Source organism: Pseudomonas sp. P1_A1 (assembly GCF_056406935.1).
In genome coordinates this window covers 46,236-59,534 of record NZ_JBFTZE010000022.1, presented here as the reverse complement: position 1 = coordinate 59,534, position 13,299 = coordinate 46,236, and the positions used below count along the sequence as shown (strand labels likewise).

The following is a 13,299-nucleotide window of genomic DNA, read 5'->3' as shown; positions in this document are numbered from 1 at the left end:
AAGAATAAGATTCGAGGGCTCGCGCCATGATGTTCAATGCTTCGTCTTACCTGACCTGTCCGGTTTCCCCGGGCCACGTACAGCTCGCCATGCTCGTGCATCCTCCCTCMCCTTTCTCTTCCGTAAACCCGGCCATGAGCGGGTTCACGCCTCTTCGTTAAACCCGACAACCCATCGAGCCCGTCACGTCGGACACGCATCAGCGTGCTCCTCGTATCGCCTCGCCTTGAAGAAAGGGTGAACAGCATGTGCGCATCAATCACAGACGCCAAAGACCACGCTGGCGAAGCCGCTCCGATGAGAGCGCCGAACCGCGTCAAAGCCATCATGGGTGCCTGCTCGGGCAATCTGGTGGAGTGGTACGACTTTTTCATTTACGCCTACACCGCCATCTATTTTGCCGCTTCGTTTTTCCCCAAGGGGGACACCACCAGCCAGTTATTGTCGACTGCGGGTGTCTTCGCCGTCGGCTTTTTCATGCGCCCGCTCGGAGGCTGGATCTTCGGCTGGATTGCCGACACCCGTGGCCGCAAGGTGTCGATGATTATCTCGGTGTTCATGATGTGCGCCGGCTCGCTGCTGATCGCCGTCATGCCCACCTACGCAACCATAGGCGTCGCGGCACCGATTCTGCTGGTGGTGGCCAGGCTGATTCAGGGCCTGTCCGTCGGCGCGGAGTACGGCACCGGTGCCACCTACATCAGCGAAATCGCGACACCGGGTCGCCGCTGTTTCTATGGTTCCTTCCAGTACTTCACCATCATTGCCGGGCAGCTGTTGGCCTTGATGACCGTGGTCATTCTCCAGCAAACCCTGACCGGCGAAGAGTTGCGCGAATGGGGCTGGAGGATTCCATTCTTCATCGGTGCCGTAAGCTCGATCGTGGTGGTGTATCTGCGGCGTGCCATGCATGAAACCGCCACTAAAAAAGACATGAACCGCAAAGATGCCGGCTCTCTGCGCGGCCTGTTCAAACACAAACGGGCGGTCGCCCTGGTAGTGGCGTTCACCATCGGTGGTTCGCTGTACTTCTACACCTTCACCACCTACATGCAGAAATTCCTGGTGATCTCCGCAGGCTTCAGCCCGGAAACGGTGAGCTTAATCATGACGGCCGCCCTGGTTGGCTTCATGTTCTGCCAGCCGCTCTTTGGTTTGCTCGCCGACCGTATCGGTATCAAGGCGCACATGCTGATGTTTTCCGGGTTGGCCATGTTGCTGGTGATCCCCCTGCTCTATTCATTGCAGTCGGTCAGCAGCCCGTTTACGGCATTTCTGCTGGTGTTTGGCGGGCTGGCGATTGCATCGCTCTACACCCCGATCGCCGGGATCGTCAAAGCCGAACTGTTTCCGCCGGCAGTACGCGCGTTGGGCGTGGGCTTTCCGTATGCCGTCGGCAATGCGGCATTCGGCGGCACTGCCGAGTACGTCGCCTTGTCGCTGCGATCCCAGGGGATCGAGGAGTATTTTTTCTTCTATGTCGCCGTGGTAGTCACCATCACCTTCATCGCCGCGATGCTGATGCCCAACCTGTCTCGCTACGGGTACATCAGCGGCTCGGGTGAGATCGAAGAGCGCACCGGAATCAAGGGTTACTCAAAACCGAGCGCAGCCAGGGTCTGACCAAGAAATTTGAGCAACGAAGATCCTGTGGGATCGCCGCATCGCACGCTCCCACAGGTTCTGCGCCCTCTTTTGTTATTGCGCAGTGGGGGCTGCTGCACGATGTCGGCGTAGTCCTCCTTGGTCGAACCAAACCCATGCAGGAACACAATCGGCGCCAGGTGGCCGTCGCGATGGATGGCAGCCACGTTCAGCTGGACACCCTCCACCGTCAGAGGGAGTTGCACGTGAGTGAACGTTTCTGGTGAGGGCACGATGTTGGACTCCTTGAGCGAAAAGGTTGCGCCGAGCCTGGGTTGCCGGCGGCCAGGCTCGCAATTTCAAGGGAATCGAGCCATCTGTAAATTCCTTATAGGGGAAGGCTTACATACGCCAAACCTATCATTGCTGTTCACGCACAGGGCCTTGGTCGACTCACGCCCGGGACTGGAGCCGGGTTACCAGGTGCTCCACCAGCGGGTTGGGCCGATCTGCATTCCAGGCCACCGCTGTGGTCACGACATGGAGCTTCTGGCTCAGCGCTCGAAACACCACGTTGTCGGGCGCCAGTTTTTTCAGCGACGCCGGTACTAGTGCGATGCCCTGGCCGCAGCTGACAAAGGCAATTTGCGAGGCGACCGAGCGCACTTCATGCAGCACGCGCGGGGAAAAACCGCTGGCGCGGCAGGTTGCGATCAGATTGTCAAAGTAGACCGGACTGACCTTTCGGGAAAACATCACCAAAGGTTCAGTGGCCAGGCTGGACAGGCTGATTCGTGTGCGTGCAGCCAAGGGGTGATCGCTGGGCAGGGCCACAACCAGGCGGTCCTGAGTCAACGGCAGTGATTTGATCGAGGCCCCCAGATCACCGTCCAGCCGGGCGAAGGCCAAATCGATGTCGCCGGCCTCCAGCGCCGGGACGGCTTCAACGCTGTCAATCTCGCGCACGGACACGGTGAGGTGCGGGTAATCGTTCTTCAACTGCTCGATCAGCCCCGGCAACACATCGAACATGGCCGTGGAAATCGCACCAATGGTCAACATCCCCGACTGCCCCGCCACCGCCTCCTCCACGGCGAGTTCCAGACGCTCCAGTTGGTCGGCGAACTTGCGCACCGCCGGCAGGATCGCGGCGCCAACAGGGGTCAGTTTCGCCCCGCGTCGCGAACGGTCGAACAGCTTGACCTTGAGCGCCTGCTCCAACACCTGGATCTGCTCGCTCAGCGGTGGCTGGGACATGCCCAGGCGCTTGGCCGCGCGGCCGAAATTCTGTTCTTCGGCAACAGCGAGGAACAACCAGAGGTGACGAATCAGACGAAAATTGATCATGGCTAATCCATAGGTTTAACGTATCTAACGTATCTGTGATTAGTAATATACCTATCAAATTGTCTCACTGACACTGGGCGCCTCCGTCACCACTGGGGCTTTCCCATGATCAATAAAAGTTTGCTGGATCGCTTGGCGGCGCTGGGTACCAATACGGTTTCCGATGCGCTCGACTTCCTCGGCCTGCCGGGTGCCACCGTTGGGCTGCGCCCGTTGTGGAACTGCCCAAGGATTGTCGGCCGCGCCAGCACGGTGCTGCTGGCCGCGAAATCCGACAGTGCGCCCACAGTGCACCTGATTACCCCGGTGGTTGAACAGATCGACAGCGACGATCGCGTGCTGGTGATCGCCGGTGGTATCGAAGGCATTTCCTGCTGGGGCGACATCCTCGCCAATGCAGCGGCCGGCAAGAAAGTGCGCGGCACGGTGATCGACGGTTTCAGTCGCGACATCGACGGTAGCGAAGTCATCGGTTACCCGGTTTACGGCCGTGGCGTGACCATGATCAGCGCGCGCAATCGGTTGGTGCAGATCGACGCTGGCGTGACGATYAACGTCGCCGGCGTCGATGTCAGCGAGAACGACTATGTCATCGCCGACACCTGCGGCACGGTGTTCGTGCCCTCAACCCATATCGAGAAAGTGATCGACCTCGGCGAGCGCATCGCCCGCCGCCAGGACGGCATGGTCGAGGCGGTCCGCAGCGGCCGCTCGGTAGCCGAAGTGATGCATGACACCCAATTCGAAGCGATCCACGTGGAGCACGCCTGATGAATATCGAAGACAAAGAACTGGTCGCCCTGTTTGAAGGCCTGGACACCCCGGGCGTCTCCGATGCCCTGGACAAACTCGGCCTGCCCGGCCAATGCCTCGGTGTGGCGCCACTGGACAACTACAACAAGGTCGTCGTCGGACCGGCGTTCACCGTGCAGTACGTCTCGGCCAGTGTTCCGCCGGGCACGGTGGGCGATTTCATCGAAGACGTCGCGCCCGGCGACGTGGTGGTCATCGACAACGGCGGCCGCACCGACTGCACCGTCTGGGGCGACATCATGACCCAGTACGCCGGCACCCGACAGATCGCCGCTACCGTCATCGACGGTGTTTGCCGTGACGTGAACAAGGCACTGGGCGACGGCTATCCGATCTTCAGCAAGGGCCGTTTCATGCGCACCGGCAAGGACCGCGTACAGGTGCAGTCGGTCAACCAGCCAGTGTCGATCGGCACGGCGCGGGTCTGCCCCCGAGACATCGTGGTCGCCGACGCCAACGGCGTGGTGATCGTGCCCCGCGCCCGTGCGGCGGAAGTGGCGGCGTGTGCCCGTCAGATCGAATCGGTCGAAGCCGACATTCGCGCCCTGATCGCTCAGGGCAAAACCCTTAAAGAAGCCCGGGCCGCCCTGGGCTATCACAGCCTGCAGAGGAAAGCCTGATGAGCACACTCCCCTTCCCCGCGGATTTTCACGCACGGGCAAAAGTGTTGGGCAGTTCGACGCTGTATGAGGCGTCCCATCTGCCCTGCGCGGTCGACAGCGACATCCGCCCGATCTGGGACGGCGCCTTCATCGCCGCGCCCGCCTACCCGCTGGAATGTTCGCCGGGCGACAACCTGGCCCTGCACCTGGCGATGGAGCGAGTACCCCGTGGCAGCGTACTGGTCGTGGGCACGGGTGGTTTCATCGCCGGTTACTGGGGCGAAGTGCTCACCGTGGCGGCCGAAGCGGCTGGCGTGGTCGGTCTGGTGATCGATGGCGGCGTGCGCGATATCGCGGCCCTGAAGAAACGCCAGTTCCCGGTATTTGCCCGTGGCATCTCGGTCAAAGGCACGGTCAAGGCCAGCGCCCCTTCGGTGGGGCAACCGTTCAATTTCAACGGCGCCTTGGTGGCTCAGGGTGATCTGGTGGTGGCCGACGATGACGGTGTGATCATCATCCCCAAGGCGGATGCGGCACGTACCCTGGCCGAAGGCGAGGCGCGCGCGAACAAAGAAACGCAGATGATGCAGGCGCTGACCGAAGGCCGCTCGACCCTGGAACTGATGAACCTGACCGAGTGGAGAACCCGCGCATGAGCGTTGATATCCAACGACTGAACCAGCGCCTGGCCAGCGCGCAACCTTCCGCAACCTACCGGATCATGGACCGGGTGGCGGAACGCCGGGCACAAGGCGCGAAGATCATTTCGCTGTGCGCTGGCGAGCCCGACTTCGATACGCCCAAGCATGTGCGCGAAGCGGCCATTAGTGCCATTGAACACGGCCATACCCGCTACACCCAGGTCGCCGGGGTACGTTCACTACGAGAAGCAGTGGCCGCCAAGTTCCGCCGCGAGAATGGCCTGGACGTCATCTGGCAAGACACCCTCGTCTGCAACGGCGGCAAACAGGTGATCTACAACGCCCTGGCCGTGACCCTCAACGAGGGCGACCAGGTGATCGTGCCGGCGCCATACTGGGTCAGTTACCCGGAGATGGTGCAACTGTGCGGCGGTGAAGCGCAGATCGTTACCTGCGATGCCAACACCGGCTTCAAACTGACGCCCTCGGCGCTGGCCGCCGCGATCACCCCGCAGACCCGCTGGTTGATCCTCAATTCACCGTCCAATCCCACCGGCGCGGTGTACAGCGAAGCTGAGCTTCGCGCACTGGCGGCGGTGTTGCTGGATCATCCCCACGTACTGATCCTGGCCGATGACATCTATGAGCACCTGATCTTCGACGATCAAACGTTCCATACCCTGGCCCAGGTTGAACCACGGCTGGCAGCACGAACCCTGACCATGAACGGTGTCTCCAAGGCCTACGCCATGACCGGCTGGCGCATCGGTTTTGCCACCGGGCCGCGCTGGTTGCTGGAGGCCATGGAAAAACTCCAGGGCCAGCAAACCTCTGGTGCGAGTTCTGTCTCGCAACAAGCCGCACTCGCCGCGCTGGAAGGGCCGAAAGATTTCATTCGCGAAAGCCGTGCAGTGTTCCAGAGTCGTCGCGATTTGATGGTGGCGCTGCTGAACGATACGCCAGGTCTTGAATGCATCAGCCCAGCAGGAGCGTTTTACGCGTTCGCCTCCTGTGCCGGCTTGATCGGCCGTACCTCACCGGGTGGCCGAGTGCTGCACAGCGATGAAGATGTCGCACATGCCTTACTCGACGAAGCGGATGTGGCGGTGGTGCATGGCAGCGCTTTTGGCCTTGGCCCATACATTCGCATTGCCTATGCCCTGGATGACGCTTCATTGCGCCAGGCCTGCGAGGCGATACGCGCGTTCTGTGCCGCTCTGCGTTAATTTGAATATGGAACAAGCAAAACCCGAATAAACGACAAAGGGCGAGCACCCACCTCTGTGAATGCTCCCCCTTTGATCTTGAAGATGCATCGGTAACAAGTCAGACCGTCAGCGGTTTTTCTCCTGTATCACCCTGAACATCCAGAGCAATTGCATGGCGCTCAGCCTCGTCCTCACTCACCAACTCACCCTCCCATTTGGCCACCACCGCGGTTGCGATGGAATTGCCCACCGCGTTGGTTGCCGAGCGGCCCATGTCGAGGAAGGTGTCGATCCCCAGAATCAGCAGCAAACCGGCTTCGGGGATATCGAACTGAGTCAGGGTCGCTGCAATGACCACCAGCGAAGCACGCGGCACGCCGGCCATGCCTTTGGAGGTCAGCATCAGCGTCAACAGCATGGTGATCTGCGTACCGATAGACATCTCGATGCCATACGCCTGAGCGATGAACAGCACGGCAAAGGTGCAGTACATCATCGAGCCGTCCAGATTGAAGGAATAACCCATGGGCATGACGAAACTGGAGATTCTGCGTTTGACCCCAAAACGATCCAGCGCGTGAAGAATCTTCGGGTAAGCCGACTCGGAACTGGCAGTAGCAAAAGACAGAAGGAATGCTTCTCTGATCAACACCACCAGTTTGAACACACGCCGTCCGAGGAACATCCAGCCGGCAAACACCAACATGACCCAGAGCACGATCAGCCCGAAATAGAAGTCGCGCATGAACACGGCGAACTTGACCAGAATGGACAGGCCGTTGATGGCAACGGTCGCTGCCATGGCCGCCATCACCGCCAGTGGTGCAAGCTTCATCACATAACCGGTGACCTTCAACATTGCGTGGGACAAGTCTTCGATGACATTCACCAGGCCGGCGGCTTTCTTGCCCAAGGAGGCCAACGCGACGCCGAAAAATATCGAGAACACCACGATTTGCAGAATTTCGTTGGTGGCCATGGCCTCCGCGAAGGATTTGGGCACCAGATGGGTCATGAAATCCTTGAGGGTGAATACCGACGTTTGCAAGTTGGTCGTACTGGTCACGTCTGGCAGCGGCAATCCCAGGTTGTGCCCGGGCTGCAACATGTTCGCCATGACCAACCCCACCGACAGCGAGATCAATGAGGCTGTCACGAACCAGCCCAGTGCCTTGCCGAATACCCGGCCGATAGCGCTTGCATCCCCCATATGAGCGATGCCCACCACCAGGGTCGAGAACACCAGAGGAGCGATGAGCATTTTGATCAGGCGTAGAAAAATGTCAGAGATGATCGAGATATAACCGGCGATCCTGGTCGCCATCGCTTTGTCCGGGAAGTTCAGGAAGATCATGTAACCGATAAGAACCCCCAATAGCATGGCGATCAGAATGCCTGCCGCAGCCGGTAGCCTGTTTTTCATTAGGTGTAACCCCTTCTTATTGTTGTTGCGTCGGTTACGCGCTGTAACCACGTAGCCGGAAAACTACCCTAGCCCCACCTCCTCAATAAGAGCGGATCACGCTCTAGCTGATATGCCCAAATGCTATGGCCCGGCGCCCAGGCTCGGCACCTTTGCGCAAGGCTGCTGCTCGGTTTCGCTCTTCCCATAATGTGTGGTTATCGCCGTTCCCTGCTGCGCTATGCGTTCATCGCCAAGCTATACAAAACAGGCATATCTCAAAGACAAAAACGGTAGTCGTCGGCAGCAACCAGCACTCCCAGAATGTGTGAAAACACAAAAGCAGCACTGCTTGGGAGACTGGCATGTCAACAGAAGCTGAACAAACCGTGGGACAGGATTGGCAGGAGGACGTGTTCCGCGTGCTCAAGGCCCACGACGTCAAACATGTGGTCTTCGTACCGGATGCAGGCCACTCGGCGGCCATCCGCATGTCGTATGCCGACCCGGACATCAAGGCCGTGGTCCTCACCACCGAAGAAGAAGGCATCGGCTACCTCGCCGGCGCCTGGCTGGGCGGTGAACGCGGTGCCCTGTTGATGCAATCCAGCGGCGTCGGAAACTGCATCAACACCCTGGCACTTCAGGTCTGTGCCGGTTTTCCGCTGTTGATGGTGGTGACCATGCGCGGTGACTGGGCCGAATTCAACGCGTGGCAGAACCCCATGGGCCAGGCCACCGAAGCCTCCCTGAACCTGATGAAAGTCATGACCTGGCGCGCGGACGTTCCCGAAGACGTCGCCCCGCTGCTGCACGGTGCCGCGACCATGGCCTTCAACGGAGATTCGTCCACTGCCCTGCTGCTCGGCCAGCGCCTGATTGGAGAAAAGAAATGGGTCAAATAAGCGCCAACCACACCCTGTGCCGCCGCGAAGTGGTCAAGGCCTTGCTGGCCGATCGCAAGGACGTGCTGGTCGTGACCGGCCTGGGCTCGGCGTCCTATGACGTCATGGCCGCCGGCGACCATGATCTGAATTATTACCTCTGGGCCGCCATGGGCAGCGCCATCACGGTCGGCCTGGGCCTGGCGAATGCCCAGCCGGACAAGTCGGTGGTGGTGGTCACCGGCGACGGCGAGTTGCTCATGGGCTTCGGCGCACTGGCCACCGTCGCGCTGCAAAAACCCGCCAACCTGACCATCGCTGTGCTGGATAACGGTCACTTTGGCGAAACCGGCATGCAAGTCAGCCACGCGGGTTTTGGTATTTCCCTGGACCAGGTGGCGAAGACCTGCGGCTTCAGCTGGACCGACGAAATCCGCGACATGCAAGGCGTGCACGACCTGCGCGAGCGCTTCGCCACCCGCGATGGCGTCAAGCTCGCAACGATCAAGATCAAAGCGGAAAACCCGCCACGGGTGCTGCCACCGCGTGATGGTCACTACATCAAGAATCGCTTTCGTGCTGCGCTGGGTTTCAACCCGATCTGATTGCGCCCTACCCGGACCGGGTCACGCAGGGCTGATGCCGTGCGTGACCCGTTGAGGAGAATAATAATGACTGATCGCAACGCTGAAGAACTCAATGCCATCCGTGAGGGCGTACGCGCTCTTTGCGCAGAATTCGATGCGGCTTACTGGCGCAAAATCGACGAAGAAAAAGGCTTTCCGGAAACCTTCGTCAAGGCCCTGACCGATGCCGGCTGGTTGGCGGCGATGATCCCGTTTGAATACGGCGGCTCCGGCCTGGGGCTGGCCGAGGCCTCGGTGATCCTCGAAGAAGTGAACCGCTGCGGCGGCAACTCCGGGACCGTGCACGGGCAGATGTACAACATGTTCACCCTGCTGCGACACGGCAGCGAGGCGCAGAAAAGTTACTACCTGCCGAAACTGGCCAACGGTGAATTGCGCCTTCAATCGATGGGAGTGACCGAGCCCACCACCGGCACCGACACCACCAAGATCAAGACCACCGCCGTACGCAAAGGCGACAAGTACGTGATCAACGGGCAGAAGGTGTGGATCTCGCGGATCCAGCATTCCGACCTGATGATCCTGCTGGCGCGCACCACGCCCTTGGCCGACGTGAAGAAAAAGTCCGAAGGCATGTCAATCTTCCTCGTCGACCTGCGCGAGGCCATCGGCAACGGCATGACCGTGCAGCCCATCGCGAACATGGTCAACCACGAGACCAACGAGTTGTTCTTCGACAACCTGGAAATCCCCGCTGACAGCCTGATTGGCGAAGAAGGCAAAGGCTTCCGGTACATCCTCGACGGCCTGAACGCCGAACGCACCTTGATCGCCGCCGAGTGCATCGGTGACGGTCGCTGGTTTATCGAAAAGGCCAGCGCCTATGCCCGCGACCGCGTGGTGTTCGGACGCCCGATCGGGCAGAACCAGGGCGTGCAATTCCCGATCGCCGAAGCCCACATCGAAATCGAAGCGGCCGACCTGATGCGCTGGCGTGCCTGCGAGGAATACGACAGCGGCCTCAACGCCGGGGCCAGCGCCAACATGGCCAAGTACCTGGCGGCCAAGGCGTCCTGGGAGGCCGCGAATGCTTGCCTGCAAACCCACGGTGGTTTCGGTTTCGCCTGCGAATACGACGTCGAGCGCAAGTTCCGCGAAACACGCCTGTATCAGGTAGCGCCCATCTCCACCAACCTGATCCTGTCGTACGTTGCCGAACACCTGCTCGAACTGCCGCGCTCTTTCTAATAACAAGAGAGATAAACATCATGAGCCAGCCCAAAGGCCTCCGTCCGCTCGATGGCATTACCGTCGTCAGCCTTGAGCATGCCATTGCAGCACCCTTCTGCACCCGCCAACTGGCCGACCTCGGCGCCCGGGTGATCAAGGTCGAACGTCCAGGCACAGGTGATTTCGCCCGGGGCTACGACCAACGCGTCAACGGTCTGGCTTCGCACTTCGTCTGGACCAACCGTTCGAAAGAAAGCCTGACCCTCGACCTGAAACAGGACTCGGCCACCGAGGTGCTGGACAGTTTGCTCGCCACTGCCGACGTGCTCGTGCAGAACCTGGCGCCCGGTGCCGCTGCGCGGATGGGGTTGTCATTTGAGGCGTTGCACCAGCGCTTTCCACGCCTGATTGTCTGTGACATTTCAGGCTATGGCGTCGGTGGTCCTTATGAGAAGAAGAAAGCCTACGACCTGCTGATCCAGAGTGAGGGCGGCTTTCTGTCGGTCACCGGCGGCCCGGGCGAGGACGACATGGCCAAGGCCGGTTGCTCCATCGCCGACATCGCGGCCGGCATGTACGCCTACACCGGAATCCTGTCTGCCCTGCTGCTGCGCGAACGGACCGGCGAAGGCAGCCACCTCGATGTGTCGATGCTCGAAAGCCTGGTCGAGTGGATGAACTACCCGATGTACTACGCCTACGACGGGGCGCCTCCGCCCCCTCGCGCCGGGGCAGCGCACGCCACCATTTACCCCTATGGCCCCTTCCCCATCGGTGACGGCACCACCGTGATGCTCGGTTTGCAGAACGAGCGTGAATGGCAGCTGTTTTGCGAGAAGGTGCTGCTTGCCCCCGAACTGGCGAAAGACCCGCGTTTCTCGGCCAACTTCAAACGCGTCGAGAACCGCAATGCGCTACGGGAACTGATCATCGAATCGTTCTCCACGCTCAATTTCGATGCCGTGATCGATCGCCTCGACCATGCGCAGATCGCCAACGCTCGGGTGAATGACATGCAAGGTGTCTGGGACCACCCGCAACTTCAGGCCCGTGACCGCTGGCGAGCGGTCGAAACCTCCGCCGGCCCCATTCCAAGCCTGATCCCGCCCGGCAGCAACAGCGCGTTCGAGCCACGCATGGATGCCGTACCGGGCCTTGGCCAACACACCGAACAGCTGCTCAGGGAACTGGGGCTGGGCGCGGAGCGCATTGAAGAGATGCGTGCCGCCGGGGCCATCTGACTGCAACGCTCAAAGATTCCGAGAGAACACTGCCCAATGAAGATCCTCGTAGCTGTGAAACGCGTGGTCGATTACAACGTGAAAGTTCGTGTGAAAGCGGACCATTCCGGCGTCGACCTCGCCAACGTCAAGATGTCGATGAACCCGTTCTGCGAAATCGCCGTGGAAGAAGCCGTACGTTTGAAAGAGAGCGGTATTGCGACTGAGATCGTCGTCGTTTCCATCGGCCCGTCCACCGCTCAAGAGCAACTGCGCACCGCGCTGGCGCTGGGTGCCGACCGCGCCATCCTCGTCGAATCCGCTGAAGATCTGACTTCCCTGGCCGTGGCCAAGCTGCTCAAGGCAGTGGTCGACAAGGAACAGCCTCAGCTGGTGGTCCTCGGCAAACAAGCCATCGACAGCGACAACAACCAGACCGGCCAGATGCTTGCGGCATTGAGCGGCTACGGTCAGGGCACGTTCGCGTCGAAAGTCGAAGTGTCCGGCGACAGCGTTGCCGTGACCCGCGAAATCGACGGCGGCGCGCAGACGGTTTCCCTGAAACTGCCGGCCATCGTCACCACCGACCTGCGTTTGAACGAGCCGCGCTACGCGTCCCTGCCAAACATCATGAAAGCCAAGAAAAAGCCTCTCGACGTAGTGACGGCGGACGCTTTGGGCGTTTCCACCGCCGCCACCCAATCGACCCTGAAAGTCGAAGCGCCGGCTGCACGCAGCGCGGGGATCAAGGTCAAGTCGGTGGCTGAGCTGGTGGAGAAACTCAAGAACGAAGCGAGGGTGATCTGAATGACGATCCTGGTGATTGCTGATTATTCAAATGACCAGCAGGACAACAAAGTGCTGGCCCCGGCCACGCTGAACACCGTGGCTGCTGCCGCCAAGATCGGTGGTGACATCCACGTTCTGGTGGCCGGCGCAGGTGTTGGTGCAGTGGCTGAAGCCGCAGCGAAAATTGCCGGTGTGGCAAAAGTGTTGGTGGCCGACAACGCCGCCTACTCACATCAACTGCCGGAAAACGTTGCCCCGTTAGTGGCAGGTCTGGTGATCGAGCAGCGCACGATTTACAGCCATGTGCTGGCCTCCGCCACTTCCAACGGCAAAAACACCCTGCCGCGCGTCGCCGCTCAGCTGGACGTTGACCAGATCTCCGAGATCATCTCGGTGGAAAGCGCCGACACCTTCAAGCGCCCGATTTACGCCGGTAACGCCATTGCTACTGTGCAATCGAATGCTGCAGTGAAAGTGATCACCGTGCGGGCCACCGGTTTCGACCCGGTGGCGGCTGAAGGGGGTTCAGCGGTCGTCGAAGCGGTCGTCACCGTTTACGACGAGGGAAAATCCAGCGTCGTCAGTGAAGAACTGGCCAAGTCCGATCGTCCGGAACTGACCGCTGCCAGGATCGTCGTTTCCGGCGGTCGTGGCATGCAGAACGGCGACAACTTCAAACACCTGTACGCCCTGGCCGACAAGCTGGGCGCTGCCGTCGGTGCTTCCCGCGCCGCAGTCGACGCAGGTTTCGTACCCAACGACATGCAGGTCGGTCAGACCGGCAAGATCGTTGCGCCACAGTTGTACATCGCCGTCGGTATCTCCGGCGCGATCCAGCACCTGGCCGGCATGAAAGACTCCAAAGTGATCGTGGCGATCAACAAGGACGAAGAAGCGCCGATCTTCCAGGTGGCCGATTACGGCCTGGTGGCGGATTTGTTCGAAGCGATTCCAGAAATGGCCGCCCTGGCCTGATCACCGACCGACAGGAG

13 protein-coding genes and 1 pseudogene are annotated in these 13,299 nt (G+C 60.4%); 11 read left to right on the top strand and 3 right to left on the bottom strand.

The window, feature by feature from the left end:
• Positions 1-246: 246 nt before the first annotated feature.
• Complete coding sequence (locus tag AC1D2Q_RS25755; RefSeq protein ID WP_477815001.1) at positions 247-1,623, top strand: MFS family transporter; 1,377 nt, start codon at positions 247-249, stop codon at positions 1,621-1,623.
• An 88-nt stretch (positions 1,624-1,711) separates the two neighbouring features.
• Here the strand turns inward: AC1D2Q_RS25755 and AC1D2Q_RS25750 are convergent.
• Positions 1,712-1,877: pseudogene (locus AC1D2Q_RS25750) on the bottom strand (alpha/beta fold hydrolase); the annotation flags it as partial.
• Positions 1,878-2,037: 160 nt separating this feature from the next.
• Positions 2,038-2,931, bottom strand: a complete 894-nt coding sequence (locus AC1D2Q_RS25745; RefSeq protein ID WP_477815000.1) for a LysR family transcriptional regulator — start codon at positions 2,929-2,931, stop codon at positions 2,038-2,040.
• A 105-nt stretch (positions 2,932-3,036) separates the two neighbouring features.
• Here AC1D2Q_RS25745 and AC1D2Q_RS25740 point away from each other — a divergent pair, with 105 nt between their 5' ends.
• From AC1D2Q_RS25740 to AC1D2Q_RS25725, 4 genes are read left to right on the top strand one after another with little or no spacing between them, the layout of a single operon-like run.
• Complete coding sequence (locus AC1D2Q_RS25740) at positions 3,037-3,702, top strand: RraA family protein (RefSeq protein ID WP_477814999.1); 666 nt, start codon at positions 3,037-3,039, stop codon at positions 3,700-3,702.
• Positions 3,702-4,364 (top strand): RraA family protein, encoded by a 663-nt coding sequence (locus AC1D2Q_RS25735; RefSeq protein ID WP_305411800.1) that lies wholly within the window; start codon positions 3,702-3,704, stop codon positions 4,362-4,364. Before AC1D2Q_RS25740 ends, AC1D2Q_RS25735 begins: the two co-directional genes overlap by 1 nt.
• Complete coding sequence (locus AC1D2Q_RS25730; RefSeq protein ID WP_477814998.1) at positions 4,364-5,002, top strand: RraA family protein; 639 nt, start codon at positions 4,364-4,366, stop codon at positions 5,000-5,002. Before AC1D2Q_RS25735 ends, AC1D2Q_RS25730 begins: the two co-directional genes overlap by 1 nt.
• Complete coding sequence (locus AC1D2Q_RS25725; protein WP_477814997.1) at positions 4,999-6,213, top strand: pyridoxal phosphate-dependent aminotransferase; 1,215 nt, start codon at positions 4,999-5,001, stop codon at positions 6,211-6,213. The genes AC1D2Q_RS25730 and AC1D2Q_RS25725 overlap by 4 nt, the downstream gene beginning before the upstream one ends.
• Positions 6,214-6,313: 100 nt before the next feature.
• On the opposite strand, the gene AC1D2Q_RS25720 is transcribed toward AC1D2Q_RS25725, so the two are convergent.
• On the bottom strand, positions 6,314-7,618 hold the full coding sequence (locus AC1D2Q_RS25720) for a dicarboxylate/amino acid:cation symporter (protein WP_477814996.1): 1,305 nt from the start codon (positions 7,616-7,618) through the stop codon (positions 6,314-6,316).
• 344 nt (positions 7,619-7,962) lie between these two features.
• Here AC1D2Q_RS25720 and AC1D2Q_RS25715 point away from each other — a divergent pair, with 344 nt between their 5' ends.
• The 6 genes from AC1D2Q_RS25715 (at position 7,963) to AC1D2Q_RS25690 (ending at position 13,282) form a co-directional block, all read left to right on the top strand.
• Complete coding sequence (locus tag AC1D2Q_RS25715; protein WP_018928360.1) at positions 7,963-8,502, top strand: thiamine pyrophosphate-binding protein; 540 nt, start codon at positions 7,963-7,965, stop codon at positions 8,500-8,502.
• Positions 8,490-9,086, top strand: coding sequence for a thiamine pyrophosphate-dependent enzyme (locus tag AC1D2Q_RS25710; protein WP_258613365.1), 597 nt, complete (start codon positions 8,490-8,492; stop codon positions 9,084-9,086). Before AC1D2Q_RS25715 ends, AC1D2Q_RS25710 begins: the two co-directional genes overlap by 13 nt.
• 66 nt (positions 9,087-9,152) lie before the next feature.
• Positions 9,153-10,316 (top strand): acyl-CoA dehydrogenase family protein, encoded by a 1,164-nt coding sequence (locus tag AC1D2Q_RS25705; RefSeq protein ID WP_477814995.1) that lies wholly within the window; start codon positions 9,153-9,155, stop codon positions 10,314-10,316.
• 20 nt (positions 10,317-10,336) lie between these two features.
• A complete protein-coding gene (locus tag AC1D2Q_RS25700; protein WP_477814994.1) occupies positions 10,337-11,539 on the top strand; it encodes a CaiB/BaiF CoA transferase family protein in 1,203 nt (400 codons plus the stop codon).
• A 36-nt stretch (positions 11,540-11,575) separates the two neighbouring features.
• Positions 11,576-12,325, top strand: coding sequence for an electron transfer flavoprotein subunit beta/FixA family protein (locus AC1D2Q_RS25695; protein WP_477814993.1), 750 nt, complete (start codon positions 11,576-11,578; stop codon positions 12,323-12,325).
• The gene (locus tag AC1D2Q_RS25690) at positions 12,326-13,282 is read left to right on the top strand and encodes an electron transfer flavoprotein subunit alpha/FixB family protein (RefSeq protein ID WP_477814992.1); all 957 of its coding nucleotides are present in this window, start codon (positions 12,326-12,328) and stop codon (positions 13,280-13,282) included.
• Positions 13,283-13,299 lie beyond the last annotated feature (17 nt).